18 protein-coding genes are annotated in these 18,707 nt (G+C 46.7%); 13 read left to right on the forward strand and 5 right to left on the reverse strand.

Going from position 1 to position 18,707, the window contains the following annotated elements:
- The first annotated feature begins 465 nt into the window (after positions 1-465).
- From Q1A08_RS09020 to Q1A08_RS09065, 10 genes are all read left to right on the forward strand, one after another.
- A complete protein-coding gene (locus Q1A08_RS09020) occupies positions 466-2,007 on the forward strand; it encodes a peptidoglycan-binding domain-containing protein (protein WP_299772034.1) in 1,542 nt (513 codons plus the stop codon).
- A 486-nt stretch (positions 2,008-2,493) separates the two neighbouring features.
- Entirely contained in the window at positions 2,494-4,767 is a 2,274-nt protein-coding gene (locus Q1A08_RS09025) for a TonB-dependent receptor (RefSeq protein WP_299772036.1), read from the forward strand.
- 48 nt (positions 4,768-4,815) lie between these two features.
- A complete protein-coding gene (locus tag Q1A08_RS09030; protein ID WP_299772038.1) occupies positions 4,816-6,531 on the forward strand; it encodes an arylsulfatase in 1,716 nt (571 codons plus the stop codon).
- Positions 6,532-6,617: 86 nt separating this feature from the next.
- Entirely contained in the window at positions 6,618-8,042 is a 1,425-nt protein-coding gene (locus Q1A08_RS09035; protein WP_299772040.1) for an aldehyde dehydrogenase family protein, read from the forward strand.
- A gap of 333 nt (positions 8,043-8,375) precedes the next feature.
- The gene (locus tag Q1A08_RS09040; RefSeq protein ID WP_299772042.1) at positions 8,376-9,599 is read left to right on the forward strand and encodes an amine dehydrogenase large subunit; all 1,224 of its coding nucleotides are present in this window, start codon (positions 8,376-8,378) and stop codon (positions 9,597-9,599) included.
- The gene (locus Q1A08_RS09045; RefSeq protein ID WP_299772044.1) at positions 9,599-10,135 is read left to right on the forward strand and encodes a MauE/DoxX family redox-associated membrane protein; all 537 of its coding nucleotides are present in this window, start codon (positions 9,599-9,601) and stop codon (positions 10,133-10,135) included. The genes Q1A08_RS09040 and Q1A08_RS09045 overlap by 1 nt, the downstream gene beginning before the upstream one ends.
- Positions 10,136-10,149: 14 nt before the next feature.
- Positions 10,150-10,719, forward strand: coding sequence for a redoxin domain-containing protein (locus tag Q1A08_RS09050; protein WP_299772046.1), 570 nt, complete (start codon positions 10,150-10,152; stop codon positions 10,717-10,719).
- Between the two features lie 64 nt (positions 10,720-10,783).
- Positions 10,784-11,323, forward strand: a complete 540-nt coding sequence (locus tag Q1A08_RS09055; protein WP_299772048.1) for a methylamine dehydrogenase light chain — start codon at positions 10,784-10,786, stop codon at positions 11,321-11,323.
- A gap of 17 nt (positions 11,324-11,340) precedes the next feature.
- Positions 11,341-11,829, forward strand: coding sequence for a cytochrome c, class I (locus Q1A08_RS09060; RefSeq protein ID WP_299772050.1), 489 nt, complete (start codon positions 11,341-11,343; stop codon positions 11,827-11,829).
- A 39-nt stretch (positions 11,830-11,868) separates the two neighbouring features.
- Positions 11,869-12,426 carry a c-type cytochrome gene (locus Q1A08_RS09065; protein WP_299772052.1) on the forward strand — a complete coding sequence of 186 codons (558 nt, stop codon included), beginning with the start codon at positions 11,869-11,871 and terminating at the stop codon, positions 12,424-12,426.
- Positions 12,427-12,434: 8 nt separating this feature from the next.
- Here the strand turns inward: Q1A08_RS09065 and Q1A08_RS09070 are convergent, their stop codons facing one another.
- From Q1A08_RS09070 to Q1A08_RS09080, 3 genes are all read right to left on the reverse strand, one after another.
- Positions 12,435-12,926, reverse strand: a complete 492-nt coding sequence (locus tag Q1A08_RS09070) for a GNAT family N-acetyltransferase (RefSeq protein ID WP_299772054.1) — start codon at positions 12,924-12,926, stop codon at positions 12,435-12,437.
- Positions 12,927-12,937: 11 nt separating this feature from the next.
- Positions 12,938-13,486, reverse strand: coding sequence for a GNAT family N-acetyltransferase (locus Q1A08_RS09075; protein ID WP_299772056.1), 549 nt, complete (start codon positions 13,484-13,486; stop codon positions 12,938-12,940).
- A 78-nt stretch (positions 13,487-13,564) separates the two neighbouring features.
- Positions 13,565-13,951, reverse strand: a complete 387-nt coding sequence (locus Q1A08_RS09080) for a VOC family protein (protein ID WP_299772058.1) — start codon at positions 13,949-13,951, stop codon at positions 13,565-13,567.
- A gap of 123 nt (positions 13,952-14,074) precedes the next feature.
- Between Q1A08_RS09080 and Q1A08_RS09085 the strand changes: the two genes are divergently transcribed.
- The 3 genes from Q1A08_RS09085 (at position 14,075) to Q1A08_RS09095 (ending at position 17,057) form a co-directional block, all read left to right on the forward strand.
- Entirely contained in the window at positions 14,075-14,593 is a 519-nt protein-coding gene (locus tag Q1A08_RS09085) for a hypothetical protein (protein ID WP_299772060.1), read from the forward strand.
- Between the two features lie 209 nt (positions 14,594-14,802).
- Positions 14,803-15,195 (forward strand): lactoylglutathione lyase, encoded by a 393-nt coding sequence (gloA, locus tag Q1A08_RS09090; protein WP_363323522.1) that lies wholly within the window; start codon positions 14,803-14,805, stop codon positions 15,193-15,195.
- 293 nt (positions 15,196-15,488) lie between these two features.
- On the forward strand, positions 15,489-17,057 hold the full coding sequence (locus Q1A08_RS09095; protein ID WP_299772063.1) for a SulP family inorganic anion transporter: 1,569 nt from the start codon (positions 15,489-15,491) through the stop codon (positions 17,055-17,057).
- 109 nt (positions 17,058-17,166) lie between these two features.
- On the opposite strand, the gene Q1A08_RS09100 is transcribed toward Q1A08_RS09095, so the two are convergent.
- A complete protein-coding gene (locus Q1A08_RS09100; RefSeq protein ID WP_299772065.1) occupies positions 17,167-17,739 on the reverse strand; it encodes a DUF4124 domain-containing protein in 573 nt (190 codons plus the stop codon).
- 240 nt (positions 17,740-17,979) lie between these two features.
- Positions 17,980-18,666 carry a TetR family transcriptional regulator gene (locus tag Q1A08_RS09105; RefSeq protein WP_299772067.1) on the reverse strand — a complete coding sequence of 229 codons (687 nt, stop codon included), beginning with the start codon at positions 18,664-18,666 and terminating at the stop codon, positions 17,980-17,982.
- Positions 18,667-18,707 lie beyond the last annotated feature (41 nt).

Here is an 18,707-nt window from a genome sequence, read left to right on the forward strand (position 1 = left end):
CGTTGATGGTGAACTTATTGTTGTCTTAAAACTACTCTTCGTTAAAGCTCTAAGTGCCTGATGCAGGCTGCGTAGAAACCAAGATATTGTTAAATTCCATTAATTCGCAAAAAATAATTTAAAAATAAATTTCCATATTTATTTCGAATGCCCCAAATAACTTTTTTACATAATTTCCGAAAAATCTGAATTATTGTTAAAAAGTTTTTCCCCGATATTTTTTTACTGAATCGAAGCTGAACTTTGTTGCTGTACGCGATGAAAGATCGGCTAAGCAGGTCCAATCCATTTGGCTTAGATTAAGGTTTAGGGTCGTTATAATTGCGCCCGCCAACTCGGCTGGTGCTGGACTAAAAATACTCATACGGAAAATGAGCATTTGTTTTTGAAGGGTCTGCACGGAACGCAATGACACTCAAGGGTATATGAGTGTTCAGGGTGAAAATTCGATATGGGAATAAGAAAATGTATACAAAAAAACTTGCATTAACCGCTACCTTGCTTTCGCTAGGGGCCTGCTCCTCAGTGCAGCAAGATTTTAGTCAGGAAAACGCTGAGCTTAAAGAGCGTTTAAAAGAGCAGCAGTTTAGCCTAGAGCAGCGTGAGCAGCGTATTACTGATCTTAACGCTGAGTTAAGTGCTGCACGTACCAGTGGTACGCAAAATTCTCAAATAGCTTTGACGGATTCATTATTGCCGCCTAATGCAAAATCAGGCGAGTGCTATGCGCGAGTTTGGGTGGAGCCGCAGTACCGCACAATTACTGAAAGCTATGTGGCACGCGAAGCATCTGAAGAAGTTAGCATTCAGCCAGCTGTTTACGACTGGGATGTGAAAAGCGTATTGGTTAAAGAAGCCAGTGAAAAGCGTATCGCCATTCCAGCTGAGTATGGTTTTGAAGAGCAAACGATTAAAGTTTCTGATGGTGTTCGTCAGTGGCGTACCAAGCTTGCTGGCTCAGCGCCAAAAGCCAATCAGAGCACTCTAGAGGCCGCTCGTCGCGGTGGCATCAATCTAGACACTGCGCCAGTAAACAGTTGTTATCATGAGCACTATATCGCGCCGGAATACACCTACGAGACAGAGCGAGTACTAGTAAGCGAAGCCTCTGAAAAAATCGAGATGAGTGAACCGGTTTTTGAAACGGTAGAAGAGCGCGTGTTGGTTAAAGAGGCCACTACTAAGTTGATTACTGTGCCAGCAACTTATGAAACTGTATCCGAGCAGGTTTTAGACAAACCTGCACACACAGTTTGGAAAAAAGGTACGGGTCCAATTCAGCGCATTGATGCGGCAACGGGCGAAATTATGTGTTTGGTTGAGGTTCCTGCAACCTATAAAGCGGTTAGTCGTCGTGTGCTAAAAACGGCCGCTACAACTCAAACTGTTGAAGTGCCAGCTGAATACAAAACAGTAAAAGTGCGTCGTCAGGTAAGCGCAGCGCAGGAAAATCGTATTAGCATTCCAGCAAAATATAAGGATGTTAAAAAGCGTGTTTTGGCTAAAGATGGTTCTTATGTATGGCATGAAGTTCATGATAAAACCATGAGCAAGGAATCTCGTACCGGTCAGCAAATTTGTTTGACAGAAGAGGCTCCACAGTACAAAACTGTTAAGCGCCGGGTGGTAACTAAAGCGGCTGGATTCCGTACTGAAACCATTCCAGCTGTTTACAAAGATGTGAAAGTTCGCAAGCTGGTATCAGCGGCCAAAGAAATTCGTAATGTAATCCCTGCGATTGAGAAAACCGTTTCTCGTCAAGAGTTGCTGAAAAAAGGTCAAATGGAATGGCGAAGCATTCTTTGTGAAACCAATATGACCACTGACCGCTTGCGTCAAATTCAGGTAGCTCTAGATGAGCGCGGTTACAATCCAGGTAAGGTTGATGGTGTGATCGGTCGCGAAACCATGGAAGCGGTTAATAAGTTCCAGCGTGATAAAGATCTGCCGGTTGATCGTTATCTAAATATCGAAACCCTGCAAGCATTGGGTGTGTCTGCCAAGTAAGCTCCCAATAGGCTCTTGCACTGTGTATAGAGCCAAAGCCCTGGTCTATCGTGGCCAGGGCTTTATTTGTTTTTACTAGGGTCGAATTAGTATTAACAGACTCTAATGCAGGCCTGTGCAATTCTCAAATCTTCAAGCTGATCTCGAAAATCTATAAAAATCATAGGCTTAAATTGATTTTAAAACAGTTGTTTTAATTTTTTCTGTTAAAAAGTGAATTAACTTTTCCCTTAGGTTCCATTTTTCTTTTCCCTCTGGTGCAAGAAATTGATTCTTGTCAAAGCGTAAACTGCTGTACATGGTAAGCAAAAGGGCATAAACCATAACAGCCAGCCCCGATGTTTTCCGCGACAAACCGAGCTCAGCAACGATAACAATAGGTGAGCCTTTGTCTTTTAAAGCCGAGTCCAGTCTTCAAGCTGTAGCCTGAGTCCCCTCTGGATTTCGCAAAAATCATAACAACACTTTGGGATTTGTGAGGAAGCTATGTTGAAATTAAGCACCGCCAGTAGAGGGCGTCAGTTTTCATTGTCATTATTGACGCTTGCCATTGCCGCCGGTAATGCATCGGCCGCCGTTTTAGAAGAAGTTACGGTAACCGCGCAAAAGCGTGAGCAGAATTTGCAAGATGTGGGCGTTTCGGTATCGGCCTTTAGTGGCGATCAGATGAAAGCCCTAGGCGTGACCAATACCACTGAGATCACTCAGCAGGTTCCTGGTCTTCAGGTAAATACTTGGTCGCCTACCATTACCACCTTTAACTTGCGTGGTGTTTCTCAAAACAACTTTACTGACAACCTAGAAGCGCCGGTAGCGGTTTATTCTGATGATGTATATATCGGATCTATGAACGCTATTTCTGGTCAGCTTTTCGATGTAGAGCGTGTTGAAGTATTGCGTGGCCCGCAAGGTACTTTGTTTGGCCGTAATGCTACCGGTGGCTTAATTCACTATGTAAGCCGCGATGCCTCTGACGACGAAACCAATGGCTATGTTGATGTATCTGTTTCTGAATACAGCACCCGCTCTTTCGAAGGTGCGGTCGGTGGTAGCCTAAGCGAAAATGTTCGCGGCCGTTTCTCAGCACGTTGGGAAGAGGGCGATGGTTATGTTGAATCCACTATCCCTGGCGTTAGAGCCTTAGGCGGTCGTGATGGCTATGCCTTACGCGGTCAGTTGCAATTCGATGTTGATGAAGGCACTACCGTAGATCTTAGCTTGAAATACAGCAAAGATGACGATGTGCCAACAGGTGGCTATGTCGTTTATTCCCAAGGTGGCCCAGCTGTAGATCCAACTACGGGTTTAGGTGTTCGTGATGGCACAGTGGTTCGCCCGTTTGAGCACGATTCAGAGTACGAAGGTTACTTTGATCGTGAAGCTACCAGCTTTACCGCTAAGGTCACTAAAGCTGTTGGTGACAATATGGAATTCGTATCCATCACCAACTACACCGATATGGAAAAGTTCTACACCGAAGACGGTGACGGCTTCCCAATTCTCGCAGTGAATTTCACCACGATTGCTGACTACGAGCAGTTCTCACAAGAATTTCGTCTATCCGGTGAAAGCGAGACTCAGCGCTGGCAGGTAGGTGCTTACTACCTAGATATGGAGCAATTTAACCGCGCCATTACAGCTGGTATTCCAGGCGCTGTAGGCGGCTGTGCTGCCGGCACTATCGCGCCTCCAGTATTGCCAGATGGAACGGTTCTTGGTTGTGCTGATTGGGCGCCACCAGGCGTGGGTGCACCCGACAGCATCGTTGTACCTGAAGGTGCGGCTACGGATTACAGTGTGAATCTAGATTCTCGCAACTGGTCTGTGTTTGGTCAGTTAGAAACTGATATCAGTGAAGATCTAACCTTAATTACCGGCTTGCGTTGGTCACAAGACGACAAAGATATCGATTTTGTTAACAGCTACGGCGATGTAAATACTCCGAGCCAAGTGATTTCAACCGTGCGTGGTTTACCGCAAAACACCATCGATTACGGCGATTATGCGGCACGTATTCAGTTAGATTGGCGCGCCTCTGATGAGACCTTAGTTTTTGCCAGCTATAACCGTGGCATTAAAGGTGGTAACTGGTCGGTGAATGCTGGCGTATTACCAAGCACCACTAACTTCCAGCACAAAGAAGAAACCTTGCACTCCTACGAGATTGGTATCAAAACTGAGTTTGCTGATTTTGCTCGCTTGAATGCCACGGCGTTCTACTATGACTATCAAGATTACCAGGCCTTTGCACTAACCGGTTTGACGCCTCAGGTAGATAACTCTGATGCAACCGTTAAGGGTGGTGAGATTGAGCTGTTCCTAACTCCAGGTGAAAACTGGGACTTCATCTTTGGTCTAGCCTTAAACGACTCTGAAGTGGATACCGTTTTTGACGCCAATGGCGGCACCATTTCAGGTAATGAAATGCCAAATGCTCCAGGCTATAGCGCCAACTTCCTTGGTCGTTATAACTGGGATGTTGCCGGTGGCAATATGGCTATTCAGCTAGATGGCGCCTCTTATGGCGATCAGTACCTCGAAGTGACCAACTCTGATGTTTCTTTTGAAGATGCCTATTCTGTTTGGAACGCAAATGTTTCATACACCTCAGGCGATGAAAGTTGGAAAGTAGCGCTATGGGCGAAAAATATCACTGATGAAGAATATCGTATCTACAACCTTGACCTAGGTGCTCTAGGTGCGACTTCATTCTATGCGCCGCCACGTTGGTTTGGTGCGACTTTCAGCTACAACTTTTAAGTCGTTGAAAGGGCCCCAGCATTGCTGGGGCCGATAGAGTCCAAAGTGATGAATAATAAAAAAGCCGACATAAATAAACAGCACAACAGCCGGGCTTTATGGCTGCAGGGGCTAATTTATTGCAGTGCTTTTTTATGCTTGCAGCTAGCATTGCTGCTTGATGCCAATGCTAGCTCGCAGCCACCCAATATTTTATTGGTGGTAGCCGATGACCTTGGCTACGGTGATCTGGGATATTTAGGCAGCGAAATTAAAACGCCCAATATCGATCGCCTTGCCGCTCAAGGTGCGCAGTTTAAAGATTTTCATACGGCCTTTACCTGCTCTCCGACCCGAGCCATGTTGTTAACGGGTGTAGATAGTCATTTAGCGGGTTTGGGCAATATGGCAGAAGAAATGGCTGACAATCAACGTGGTCAGCCAGGTTATGAAGGTTATTTAAATCAACGCGTAGAAAGCGTGGCCAGTATTTTAAAGAATGCGGGTTACGACACCTATATGACTGGCAAATGGCATTTAGGTAAAGGCGAAGGGAAGGGGCCAGAAAGCCATGGCTTCGATCGATCGTTTGTGCTTTTGCCGGGTGGAGCCAGTCACTATGGTGATATGAAGCCAGCTTATGCGATCAAGAAAGGGCAAAAGGCTTTATATCGGGAAGACGGCAAGTTGCTAAGCGCACTGCCTAAGAGTTTTAAATATTCCTCAGAGTTTTATGTCGATCAGCTGATGGAGTATATCGCTGAAGGAAAACAAAATAATACAGAAAAGCCTTTTTTTGCTTACTTGGCGTTTACGGCGCCCCATTGGCCCTTACAAGCCCCTAAATCAGCGATTGAAAAATACCAAGGGCGTTATGAGCAGGGTTTCGAAGTCCTGCATCAAGCGAGATTTAAAAAACAAAAAGATCTCGGCTTGATCAACGGCGAAGCCGCAAAAATGCCGAAGAATAGTCGCAGGTGGAACTGTCTTAGCGATAAAGAAAAACGGCGTTCCGCTAAATCCATGGAGATCTATGCCGCCATGGTTAGCGAAATGGATCGACATCTTGGGCGCATGTTGAACTCGCTGGAACAGGCTAAAGAACTAGAAAATACCATTGTCTTGTTTTTGTCTGACAATGGCGCTGAAGGGCATGACCTAGATGCGACTTGGCCACCTCAGCAGTTCCCAAAAGTGAATCGCTGGATTCGCCAGAACCATGATTTTGCGATGACAGCGATGGGTGATGTAGACAGCTACGTACTTTATGGTCCGGAGTGGGCCTGGGCCGGCGCCCCCGCCTTTCATGGCTACAAGGGTTATGCCAGCGAGGGCGGCTCTCATGTGCCTGCTTTGATCAGTTTTCCGGGCAAGATAAAGCCTGGGCAAGTCGATCAATTAGTGCGAGTGAAGGATATGGTGCCTACCTTGTTGCAGCTGGCAGGTATAAAACGAAGCGCTGAAGCTGATAACGAACAAGCACTTCATCCCATTACCGGGCGCTCAGTTGTACCAGCCTTGCAGGGTGAAAAAATGGCCCCGGTTAGTTTTATCAGCGAGCTATTTGCAAAGCGAGTAGTACGCTTTGGAGATTGGAAAGCGACGCATATGCCAAAGCCGATAGGGCGTGAACAATGGCAGCTTTTTAATGTTACCGAGGATCGTGCAGAGCGCCATGATTTGGCGAAACAGCACCCCAAAAAATTGAAAGAACTTATTGCGCTATGGGATGACTATGCGCAAAAAAATAAGGTGATATTGCCTAACTGGGTTTCAGGTTACTAACGCTACTTAAGCAGCGAACCAGTAACCCAAGTAAGAGCGATGATTGAAAACACAATGCTAATTAAGACAGCAGCGGGAGACAGAACGTGTCAGAGTATTCTTTAATTATAAATGGTGAAAAAGTAGCGGGAGCAGGAAGCTTCGATGTTATTAACCCGGCCACCGAAGAGGTGTTGGCAAAAGCTCCCGATACATCCGTTGAACAACTAGATCAGGCTGTAGCCGCAGCAAAAGCCGCTTTCCCGGCTTGGGCCGCTACTGACAATGAAACTCGTAAACAAGCTTGTTTGCAGTTGGCAGATTTGTTGGAAGCCAATATCGATGATTTGGCTCAGTTGATTACCCAAGAACAGGGGCGCCCTCTACAGGCTTTTGGTGGTCAAGGTGCCTACTTTGAAGTTGGTGGTGCAGCGGTATGGTGCCGCTCCAATGCCGAGCTTGAATTGCCCGTTGAAGTGCTGCAAGACGATGATGAAATTCGCGCAGAAGTTCATCGCAAGCCACTTGGTGTGGTGGGCTCTATCACCCCATGGAACTGGCCATTATTGATTGCGATTTGGCATGTGATTCCGGCTTTGCGTGCGGGTAATACCGTCGTAATCAAGCCATCTTCATACACGCCGCTTTCGACCATTAAGTTTGTTGAATTGGCGCAGTCTGTGTTGCCAGCTGGTGTACTGAATGTGGTAACCGGTGAAGGTGAAGTTGGCACGGCCATGAGCACTCATGCTGATATCAATAAAATTGTTTTTACCGGCTCATCGGCAACCGGTCGAAAAATTATGCAAGGTGCTTCGGTAAATCTTAAGCGCTTAACCTTGGAGCTAGGCGGTAACGATGCGGGCATTATTTTGCCTGACGTTGATGTAAAAGCTATGGCGCCAAGAATCTTTGCTTCTGCCTTCACCAATAGCGGTCAAACCTGTGCGGCATTAAAGCGTTTATATGTTCATGAAAGTATTCATGATGAGCTGGCTGCGGAGCTTGTCGCTATCGCTCAGTCTGCAAAAGTAGGTAATGGCTTAGAAGAGGGAATGGATTACGGCCCAGTAAATAACCGCGACCAATTAAATAAAGTTGTAGAGTTGGCTGAAGATGCCAAAGCGCAAGGTGCAAATTTCTTGGTAGGTGGTGATGTGCAAGAGGGCGCAGGCTACTTCTACCCATTGACCATCGTAACGGACGTTAAAGACGGCATGCGCCTAGTTGACGAAGAGCCGTTCGGCCCGATCTTACCAATTATCAAATACAGTAGTGTCGAAGACGTTCTAAAACTTGCCAATGACAATGAAAACGGTCTTGGTGGATCGGTATGGTCTAGTGATATCGCCAAGGCTACTGATTTGGCAATGGAGCTAGAAGCGGGAACGGCTTGGATTAACAATCATGCTGCGATTCAGCCGAATGTGCCATTTGGTGGCGTAAAGCAGTCTGGCTTTGGTGTTGAATTCTCTACCTACGGTCTGGAAGAGTACACCAGTATCCAGTCGGTGATTATTAATAAGGCCTAATGTAAAAATGGTTTTACTGTTAAGTGAAATGAATCCTGTAAACCGTGCTGCTGTGGGAAGCAGTGCAGAGCTTGTTGTGTCTCATTATCAAATGTGACTTGGCGGGCCCTATCTTCGCCGATATGGGCCCGCATTTTTTTGCTTTTACGGGAGCCAAAACTAAAAATAGTCAGACCGGTTGCGGCTCTTAGCGAGTTGCGCCGTCAGACAAGTTTGTCTTTCACTTACAGACTAGATGAAGTTATCCCATGACGGTATGTTATGGGGTATGATGCTGATGGTATCGCGAGAATCATTAGCGAATAATAAACGATAAAAGCCGTGGAAACGATTATGAAATCTCTAAGGAGTGCGCTTCGCCTAGGCGCCTGCAGCGTTTTGGCATCTTCTGTTTTGCTTTCTTCTCTCGCCTTGGCGGCTGCTAAGCAAGAACAAAAGGCCGCAACGCGTCCCGATTTACCCCCATTGCCGATTGAAGAAACTGGCGCCATTCGCAGCTTACCCAAAAACATGCCAGAAAGCTGGATGTATGTTGATGAGGCGGCATTCTTCAGTATGTTTGGCGGAAAGGTTATCGTTCTTGATGTTATGGAAGAGCGCCCGGCCAAGCGCATCAAAGCAATTGCCGATAAAAATCTATTGGGTAATTTTAAAGCCGCTCAAAAGCGCGATGAGTTTTATATCATGGAGTCATTCCATGCACGCGGCTCCCGTGGGCCCCGTGAAGATGTTTTGGCCATCTATGACAAAACGACTTTCAAAATTCTAAAAGAAATTGTTTGGAAAGATGCCACTCGTTTGACGGCTTTGCCTGAGCGTTACTCAATGGGGCTGTCTAAAGACGAGCGTTTTCTTTATGTAGCCAACTTCAGCCCAGCGGCCTCTTTCTCGGTAGTAGATTTAGATAAGCGCGAAGTTGTGGATGTTATTGGTACACCAGGCTGTGTGCTGACTTATCCAACTGGTGAGCGCAGTGTGACGTCTTTATGTAGCAACGGTGGCTTGTTAACCACTGTTTTAGATAAAAACGGTAAGAAGTCGGCGCAGCATCGCATCAAGCCTTTCTTTGATACAGATAAAACCCCAATCTTTGAGCGTCCAGCGATTATCGATGGTATGGCCTATTTCCCTGGCTTTGCTGGAAAAATGCATACCATTGACCTGCGCGGTGATGTGGCCAAGTTTGTTGAAACTTGGGATCTTATTACCCCAGAAGAGCGCAAAACTAATTGGCGTCCAGGCGGCCTTGGGCTCAACGACAAGGACGAGCAAGGCTTGATGTACATGATTGCCCACGAAAATGGAGCCGATGGTACTCAGACCCATGGCGGTAGCCATGTGTGGGTGATCGATGTAAAAAATAAAAAGCGTTTGCGAAAATTGGCCCTGCCTGGCTGGGGAATTTCTATTGCCGTTACTCGCGGCAAAGAACCTAAACTAGTGGTTACCAATGGCGACTTAAACTTGGACATTATTGATCCAAAAGACGGCAAGCTAATTCAGACCATTTCTGATTTTGGTAACGTTACGCCACTGTTGGTTCATAAGGCTTACTGATGTTAACTAGTTTACTTGCCCAAGCGGTTGCGCTGTTTTTTGTTTGGCTGCTATTGCATGCCGCCAAACATAAATTGATGCCCGATAACCAGCTTTACTACCAAGCGCTGATGCAAGATTACGCCTATGTGCCGCAAGCTCTGCAATCGATTGCGGCGGTACGGTTGATTGCCGGTATCGAAATAGCAATCGCACTGGCTTTATTGTTGCCCGTTAGTAAAAGCATCGCGGCCGTAGCTTGTGCGGCCTTGATGCTGGCGTATGGAGCTTTATTGGCCGCCCAGTGGTTTCAGGGTAAGCGCGACATGGATTGCGGCTGCGCCGGCCCTGCGGCTGGTTTAAAAATCAGCCCGGCCTTGTTATGGCGTAATGTGGTATTGGCTACGCTTGCACTGTTTGCTGCGAGCGAGCCCTATGTATTAGGTGCTGAGCTGTGGTTGTCGCTGGCACTGGCTATCGTATTTAGTTTGGCTTACAGCTGCTGGGAAGGTTTATTGGCCAATTTCCAGCGCATAGAAGCAATGAGGTCTCGTTAATGGAATTTCTCGTCGTGTCAAATATTGCCCTTTGGATCGGTCTGATCGTAATGGCAATTATTAATTATGCCTTGATTCGTCAAATCGGTGTTTTGTATGAGCGTGTCGCTCCAGCAGGCGCCTTAGCAATGAACCAGAAGCTCGAAGTTGGGCAAAAGGCTCCAGAGTTATCTTTGCAGGCCTTGGCCAATCAAATGGTGAATATTGGTGGTCAGCGTGATAAGTCCCAGCTGATTTTCTGGGTTTCTCCAGATTGCCCAATTTGTAAAACGCTTTTGCCTGCCTTGCGCTCTGCAGCGTCGGCAGAGTCTAAGTGGTTGGATTTGGTGTTGGCCAGTGATGGTAAGCAGCACGATCACCAAGCCTTTGCAAAGGCGCAGGATTTAGGCGGTTTTCCCTATATCGTTTCTGAGCTCTTGGGTAAGACCTACGGTGTCGCAAAGCTTCCCTATGCGGTCTTAATTGATGAGCAGGGTAATGTTGCCTCTATGGGGATTGTGAATTCTCGTGAGCATTTAGATAGTTTGTTTGAAGCCAAAGAACGTGAAGTGGCTTCTATACAAGAATATATGGCAGGGCGCTAAGCGCTCTGTAAGACCTAAAGCAAAAGAAAAGTACAAAGAACAAAACAAAGAAGAGGCCTGATCAATGTCCCTGTTCGATAAGTTATTTGAAAAAACAGCTCGCGGTGCAGCTCAAAAGGGCTCTCGACGCGGCTTTATTCGAGGTTTAGGTGCTGCATTGGTAGGTGCGGGCAGCATCCCACTTTTGCCGGTAGCACGTGCTGCTGATGGCGGTCAAAAACTTCCACAGGATAATCGCCTGCCCCAGGACAGTGAAGCTGGTGATCCAGCAAGCTGTGATTACTGGCGTTACTGTGCGGTAGACGGTTTCTTGTGTGAGTGTTGTGGCGGTACCTATAACACTTGCCCACCGGGTACTGAAATGTCGCCGATCACTTGGATTGGTACTTGTCGTAATCCTGTCGATGGTCGCAATTACGTTATCTCTTATAACGATTGCTGTGGTACTACTCAATGTGGCAGTTGTTTGTGCCAACGTGATGAAGGCGATCGCCCGCTGTATCGCGCCGATAAATCCAACGATGTGAACTGGTGCTTGGGTGCAAATAGCTCGGTCTATCACTGCTCCACGGCGATTGTTGTGGGCTTGGCCTTTGAGCAATAAGGCTTGGAGTTAAGACTATGAGCAATAGCCTAACAACTGCTTTTGCATTGTCGCTAGTCTTAGTGGCCGGTTTCTTAGGAGCTGGCCAGGTGACGGCTGCCGATCTAAGTGCAGAGCAACGTGAAAAGCGCGCCGAGTTTAACTACAAAATGTTTTGCCGCGGCTGTCATGGCCCTGCCGGTGAGGGACGCAAAGCGGTTCCCCATATGAACAATTTTGTGGGTAACTTTCTAAAGTTTCAAGCTGGTCGCGATTACCTAGTGCAAGTTCCAGGCTCGGCCAATGCCGCCTTGGATGATGAGCAGCTGACTGAAGTTTTGAATTGGATTGTCTTGAATATCTCTGGCGAAACATTGCCGAAAAACTTTAAGCCTTATACCGTCGCTGAAGTAGCGAAATTACGACAAGAACCCTTGTTCGAGGCCTTCGAGTTTAGAAAGCAATTGCTGAAAGATATGCTAGCCAAAGGCATCATTACAGAACTGCCTGAGCAACCATTAAAATAAGATGTCGTTTATCGGCAACGGCGAAAAGAGTAAATAATTATGATTTATTCCGTGTGTAAGCGTGCAGCACTTTCTTTGGCTGCCTTGTTTCTGAGTGTGAATGTGTCGGCGGTGGATATTACGGCGCAGGTGCAGCAGTGCAGCTCATGTCATGGTGTTGATGGTCGATCCAGTAATGATCTTTGGCCAAATTTAGCGGGTCAAAAGGCCGGCTATATCGCCAGTAAAGTACGAGCGATTCGTGATGGTGAACGAATCGTGCCGACGATGATGCCTTTTGTACAAGCTTTGAGCGACGAGCAAATTGACGCTGTGGCAAAGCACTTTGCTTCTAAAAAACGCGCAAAAGCAATCGGCTCTAAAAAAGAGCTGCCAGGTGCCCATGTTCGAGCTCGCTGTGTGTCCTGTCATGGCATGCAAGGCATAACTGTTAATCAGTTATGGCCTAACCTTGCCGGTCAAAAGGCTGGCTATTTATTGAAACAGCTTCGCGATTTTCGTAGTGGTCAACGCAAACACCCAATTATGGAAGTGATTGCTGGAGAGCTTAACGACGAACAGAGCAAGCAAGTTGCTGAGTATTATTCTTTGCAGTAATCTTGCAATTACAGTGACCATTGGTACATGGTCACTGTTTTCCCTTCTGGATGTTTCACATTCTCTAATGCAGAAAACCCCAAGGCTTGATGAAACAAGTGTGAGTTAGGGTTTGGTGGAGAATGGTTTACTTCACACACCACATTATCAATTCCCTGCTGCTTACACCATTGCGCGGCATTGTTGTATAAGCGTTTCCCTATCCCTTGGCTACGGGCCCAAGGTGCTACAATAATGCGATCAACATAGAGAAAATTATCGCAATGTTGTTGTAACCACTGAAAGTTAAAGCTTTGATAATTTGTGTTGTCTTTGTGAAAGCCAATCAGAAAGCCAAAGATTTCATCGTCATCATCAAAGATACAATCGCAATAATCCGCCTGTTGTAGTAATTGTTGGAACTCGTTTTGCTCAAGATGATTCACATGGGGCACTTCAACATTGTTGATGGCGCTCATATGAGCATGGGGCAATTGCGAAGGGTTAAAATTCTTTGGCATATTCTTTTGACTTATCTTTTAAACAAAGGGTGCTGCGGATCAATATAATAATGCACGGTTTCGCCGCTGTCGGAAAGGCAAATATCATCGCTGCGTTGAAATCCCAGTTTAAGCAATATGTTTCCAGAGCGAACATTGTGGGGTGATGTGATAGCAACAATAGGTTTGATCTTCAACTGCTCTACACCAAATTGATAAATAGCGCGGCAGGCTTCAATAGCATAGCCTTTGCCTCCAGCATCGGCTAGAAACGCATAGCCTATATCAACATGCTCAAGAGTAGGGCGGTCAATAAAACCGACACTGCCAATGGCTTTATTGTTGCAATCACATACGACATACATGCCAAAACCGTTTTCAAGATAAGATTGATGCACATTGTTCTGTATATGGGCTTGGGCATCACTTAATTGGTAGATTCCTCGATCGCCAATATTTTCAAGCCAGCCTTTAGAGGTCATCAGTTCTAAAAAAAACCGGGCATCATCGAGAGTTGCTTGACGTATTGTTAAGCGTTCGGTTGCCATTGGTAAATTAGGCAGCTCTATCATTATGTTCATTAATCTCTTTTGTATGGTGGGTGTATTTCTGGCTTTTGGTGTTGAAGCTTAGAGCACCAGTGTTTTTCATTTTGCTACTTAGTAGTAAGGCTCATCGCTCAGCCGTTTTGATATCCACCAATAATTACCAAATGGATCTTTTACACCAGCTTGCCTATCACCATAGGGCATATCTTGGGCCTCAAACAAACATTCGGCGCCTGCCTGGCATGCGCTTTTGAGAGCTTGGTCGACATCATCTACATATAAATAATGGCTGCTTTGCAAGGGGCCTATTTGTGCAGCCTCGCTCACCATAAAGGTGCAGTCGATAATACGCAACTGGGCATTTAACAGGCGCCCATTGCTGCACTCTCTGCCCAGTTCTTCAGCACCAAACGCACTGTGCATAAATTCTATAAAGTCACTGGCGTTTTCCACAAAAAAGTAGGCGCTCAGCCGTGGCGTATCAATCGGTAAGACCATATATCTAGCTCTGGCATCATTATTTACTTCCTAGTCTGCGATGAGCGATTGCTTAAGGTCAAGTTCATGTTTGTGCTGTAGCTTTCAAGTGGTATCGTTTAGCGTTAGTCTCAGGAGGCTTTTATGCAACGTCTAATCGCATCACTGTTTGGCGCTATATTGTTATTGAGTTATGGCAGTCATGGCCTTGCTCATGAAGATTATAATTCTTATGGTCATTCTCATAGCGACTCACATAAGCGCTCTCATAGTCACTCACACGGCGACTCTCATAAATACAGTCACAATAAGACTCACAAAAACAAGCACAGCAGTAAAAAGCTATATTATGCGGCTCCTACCATTAAGCATACGGGTATAAAGCTCAGTCAGCATAAGCGCCATGGAAATAAAAACAGGCATCACAAGAACAAGCGTTATCATCGCCATTACAGCGGCTATCACCAAGGTCATTGGCATGAGGGGCAACATTACCATTTGTCTGATCATCGCTATTGTCAGCAGCGCCAAGGTAGTTACAGGAATCATCAACCAGCTTATATAAGTTACGGCAACGGTAGTCATAGCGTGACACATTATTATCGCCCCAAGCACTATGGCAAACACAAAAAGCCAAAGTTTAAGGTTGTACTGGGTTTTTGATCAGTTCTATTCATTTTACTAATTGTTTTTTCAGACAAATTAACTGGAGTTTATGGCTCAAGAGTGCTTTGTTGATCAGAATCTAGTTCTGATTGAAAGCCTCTTGACCTGCCAAAAACTCTGGCGCATAGTCGGCCTCCCAGTTAGAGAGTTGGCAAAGTAACTGGGCCGATAAAATGACAAAGAAGATCTGTTACGAGAAGCGGGCTATGCGTTTGATGCACACTATGCTACGAGTTGCCAATCTTGAGCGCTCGATAGCATTCTATACCAAAGTCATGAATATGCAGTTACTGCGCCTGCAGGAGTATCCTGAAGGGGAGTTTACCCTGGCTTTTCTCGGCTATGGTGACGAATCTGATAACACCGTTTTAGAGCTCACCTATAACTGGAGCGAGGCCAACTACGATCATGGCAATGCCTATGGTCATATCGCTATTGAGGTGGACGATGTCTACGATGCCTGTGAGCAGATCCGCGCTGCGGGTGGTGATATCACTCGAGAAGCCGGTCCCATGACCGCAGGCACGTCTATTCTGGCCTTTTGCCAAGACCCAGACGGCTATGCCATTCAGCTGTTGGGTAAACGCGGGCTGCAGTAGTCGCATGGCTGATTGAGGCCTGATCATAAAGTTGGCCTTGTTAAGCCACAAAGCAATACCTTATTCCCTTTTATAGGCCCCGTTTGCGCTCGACTTATTGAGTTACGGCGCGATGCGGTATTACCTCGCGCATTGGTTGCACCCGCAAAACCTGTTAGAATCCTGCACCTTTTTCAACCTAAGCTATGCTGTATGGCATTCCTTGGTCATTTAGCTGTCCTCTAATGTGAATCGCTGCTAGTTGCTTCATATTCGGACACCCAAGCCCTGCACCCATAGATTTCGAGGCTCACATGTTTAATCTGATTCACGAGAAGGCGAATCAATACAATATTAAGAACGATGTTCTATCCGGCACCACTGTAGCACTGGCGTTGGTGCCAGAAGCGGTTGCCTTCGCCTTTGTGGCAGGCGTAGAGCCGATGGTAGGTCTATACGCAGCCTTTATGATGGGTTTGCTAACGGCAGTATTTGGCGGTCGCCCTGGCATGATTTCTGGTGCCACCGGGGCCACGGCTGTTGTGATGGTCTCTCTGGTTGCTCAGCATGGTGTGCAATACTTATTCGCCGCAGTGCTGTTGGCCGGTATTATCCAGATACTAGCGGGTGTGTTTAAGCTCGGTAAATTTATCCGCATGGTGCCCCATCCGGTGATGCTGGGCTTTGTAAATGGCCTAGCGATTGTGATCTTCTTGGCGCAACTGGGCCAATTTAAAGTGCAGGGCGCCGACGGCCTTGAGTGGATGCAGGGTAACGCCCTGATGATCATGGTGGGCTTAATTGCACTAACCATGGCGATTGTACACTTCTTGCCTAAACTAACCACCGCAGTACCAGCCGGTCTCGTCGCTATTATCGCGGTAACACTGATTGTGATTGGCCTGGACCTTGAAGCACGCTCCGTGATTGATTTTGTACGTGATAGTCTGCCAGCCGATGAGGCAGCAACTGCAACCCTTAAAGGAGAGTTGCCGAGCTTTGCCATTCCAGCAGTACCAATGACCCTTGAAACCCTTTGGATTATTCTGCCGTACGCGGGCATTATCGCCGCTATTGGCCTGATTGAATCGCTATTGACCCTTAGCTTGATTGACGAGATTACCGAAACTCGTGGTCAGGGTAACCGTGAATGTGTGGGGCAAGGCATCGCCAACAGTGTAAATGGTGTTTTCGGTGGTATGGGCGGCTGCGCCATGATTGGTCAAAGTATGATCAATATTAATAATGGCGGTCGTGGTCGATTATCAGGTATAACCGCTGCATTAGTGCTGCTGGCCTTTATTTTGTTTGGTGCAAAGTACATTGAAATGATCCCGCTGGCCGCTTTGGTGGGGATTATGTTTATGGTGGTGTTAGGCACCTTCGAATGGTCTTCTTTGCGCATTATGCGCAAGATCCCACCGTCTGATGCCTTTATTCTGATCTTGGTATCTGCTGTAACCGTGGTTTACGACCTGGCAATTGCGGTGGTTATCGGGGTGATTGTTTCGGCTCTAGTGTTCGCCTGGAAACACGCCAAGCACATCATGGTAGATACTTATACCGATGAGAATGGCTACAAGGTCTATGATTTGCGTGGCCCGATATTTTTTGGTTCAGTCAGCCACTTCCGTGAGTTGTTTGACCCCAAGAATGACCCGGAGCATGTTGTTATTGAATTCAAGCGCTCCCGTGTCAGCGATCACTCAGGGATTGAAGCACTTGATGCGCTGGCAATACGTTATCAGAAAGAAGGTAAAACCTTGCATCTGCGACACCTCAGCCCAGAGTGCCGTAAATTGCTGAAGAATGCCGGTAATTTATGCGAGGTGAATGTATTGGAAGATCCAAATTATCGAGTAGCCACAGATATTTTGGCTTAACCGGTATAGTAAAATAAGTGCTTAGCCATTTGAGCGTTGGGCCAAGAGGTGTCCAGCGCTGTTAGTTTAAAAGCCAGCTAGTAGCTGGCTTGAATAAAACTCGAAAGGTTTAGCTGCAATCGCGGCTGACCAGTTTTTTCTGTCGTTCAACAGAGCGCTGTAAGTAATCCAGGGTTTGCTCTGGTGCACCTTCCAGCTTACGCTGCTGATACTGTGCCTCGAGTTTGCTCATTCGAGTGCGACTGCTAGCGCAGCGTCGATGCTTTCGACTTAACTCCTTTAATCGAGCCTGATCGTCTTCACTCATCCGTTCATTTTCAATGGCGGTATTCGCTTGTTGGATAGTGGCGGCACGGGGCGCTTCCGTCTCTTCATCTTTAAGCTTTGGCTGCTCGGTTTCGCTGTTGTCGACGGGTTTTTGAGGCTCAACGTCATTAGGCAGTGCGAGCAAAACATCTTCAGAAGAGACTAGGCCTTCAGCTTTGGGCTTTTTATCAGCCTCTTTGATCAGTTTGGCTCCTGGCCTCGGTTTATCGCTGTATTGAAACTTACCGGATTCATCCTGCCAGCGATAAATTTGTGCTTGGCTAGCAGTACTGGCAAATACAAAAGCGGCGCTTGCCACGAGGGCAAGATGAAAAGAGAAGTTTATGGCATTAGATTGATGTGTTGCTGGGGCCATCCGAGAAAACCTGTCTAGCGTTTAGCGTATAAAGCCGGACACACCACGCCGACTGCTTAATAACATCTTAGCACTGTTAGGGGAAATGAGCCTGTTAACTTTGCCGCAATTTATTGGCTTGCTACTGCCGTTCAAACTATGGAATTGACCGCTCACGGAGCTTGCAGGACTTTAGTTTAGAATTTGTTGGGAATGGAGGCTATTGAGTTTAGAGGTTGTAGGCTTTTGATGCTGTTGAGCCTAGATATTGTTAAAAAGTCTCTGTATCTGTCGTTCGATAGTCAGCTCGGCCAGCTGCCAATTGCTTTCGCAGTTCTCCACTACGAGTAAATACTCGAGCCACTGAATAATGCCGTGTAGGGCATGTGCATCTGCTGTGGCTGAATCATTGCCGATCAGCTGCAAAAAGGCCTCGATCGCGGCAATGACATCGTTACGCAGGTTTTCATAACGCGCTTCTAAGCCACTATTGTGGAGAGTTTCATTTAAAAAGGCATGTTCGAGGCGTCTAGCTTGGGTATCTTCAACTTGGCGTCGAACATGCTCCAATACTAGCGTAGGAACTGAGCGGGCAAGTTCGGCTCTCATCTGCTGTCCGCTAGGATCGCTGCTTAATGTCCTTTGGCTACTTTGGTAGGCCGCTAGGGTTTGTTCCTGTAACCAAGAATTGCGGGCTTGGCTTTGCTCTGCAAACAACGCGAAGGCATCATTAATGAGATCGTTGATGTCTTTAAAATAATAGGTAGTGGCAGACAGTGGGACGTCAGCCTCCTTGGCAATGGCTCTATGGCGCACAGCCCTGATGCCGTCGTTCGCAATAAGACGCAAGGTGGCCTGCAAAATCTCATTGCGGCGGTGTCTGCTATTGGCTCTGAGGGGCTGTCGCCCCTTAAAGTTGCTTTCCTGGTTCTTGTCTACATCAGCCATGATGATTTGCTACCTCAGTTTAGGCCTAGAGTTGGCTGAAA

This window comes from uncultured Pseudoteredinibacter sp. (genome assembly GCF_947500695.1).
Taxonomy (GTDB): Bacteria; Pseudomonadota; Gammaproteobacteria; order Pseudomonadales; family Cellvibrionaceae; genus Pseudoteredinibacter.

Coding starts and splice junctions, on each gene's coding strand:
- Q1A08_RS09020 (WP_299772034.1), top strand. CDS start 466: ATGTATACAAAAAAACTTGCATTAACCGCTACCTTGCTTTCGCTAGGG.
- Q1A08_RS09025 (WP_299772036.1), top strand. CDS start 2,494: ATGTTGAAATTAAGCACCGCCAGTAGAGGGCGTCAGTTTTCATTGTCA.
- Q1A08_RS09030 (WP_299772038.1), top strand. CDS start 4,816: ATGAATAATAAAAAAGCCGACATAAATAAACAGCACAACAGCCGGGCT.
- Q1A08_RS09040 (WP_299772042.1), top strand. CDS start 8,376: ATGAAATCTCTAAGGAGTGCGCTTCGCCTAGGCGCCTGCAGCGTTTTG.
- Q1A08_RS09045 (WP_299772044.1), top strand. CDS start 9,599: ATGTTAACTAGTTTACTTGCCCAAGCGGTTGCGCTGTTTTTTGTTTGG.
- Q1A08_RS09055 (WP_299772048.1), top strand. CDS start 10,784: ATGTCCCTGTTCGATAAGTTATTTGAAAAAACAGCTCGCGGTGCAGCT.
- Q1A08_RS09060 (WP_299772050.1), top strand. CDS start 11,341: ATGAGCAATAGCCTAACAACTGCTTTTGCATTGTCGCTAGTCTTAGTG.
- Q1A08_RS09065 (WP_299772052.1), top strand. CDS start 11,869: ATGATTTATTCCGTGTGTAAGCGTGCAGCACTTTCTTTGGCTGCCTTG.
- Q1A08_RS09070 (WP_299772054.1), bottom strand. CDS start 12,926: ATGCCAAAGAATTTTAACCCTTCGCAATTGCCCCATGCTCATATGAGC.
- Q1A08_RS09075 (WP_299772056.1), bottom strand. CDS start 13,486: ATGAACATAATGATAGAGCTGCCTAATTTACCAATGGCAACCGAACGC.
- Q1A08_RS09080 (WP_299772058.1), bottom strand. CDS start 13,951: ATGGTCTTACCGATTGATACGCCACGGCTGAGCGCCTACTTTTTTGTG.
- Q1A08_RS09085 (WP_299772060.1), top strand. CDS start 14,075: ATGCAACGTCTAATCGCATCACTGTTTGGCGCTATATTGTTATTGAGT.
- gloA (WP_363323522.1), top strand. CDS start 14,803: ATGCGTTTGATGCACACTATGCTACGAGTTGCCAATCTTGAGCGCTCG.
- Q1A08_RS09095 (WP_299772063.1), top strand. CDS start 15,489: ATGTTTAATCTGATTCACGAGAAGGCGAATCAATACAATATTAAGAAC.
- Q1A08_RS09100 (WP_299772065.1), bottom strand. CDS start 17,739: ATGGCCCCAGCAACACATCAATCTAATGCCATAAACTTCTCTTTTCAT.
- Q1A08_RS09105 (WP_299772067.1), bottom strand. CDS start 18,666: ATGGCTGATGTAGACAAGAACCAGGAAAGCAACTTTAAGGGGCGACAG.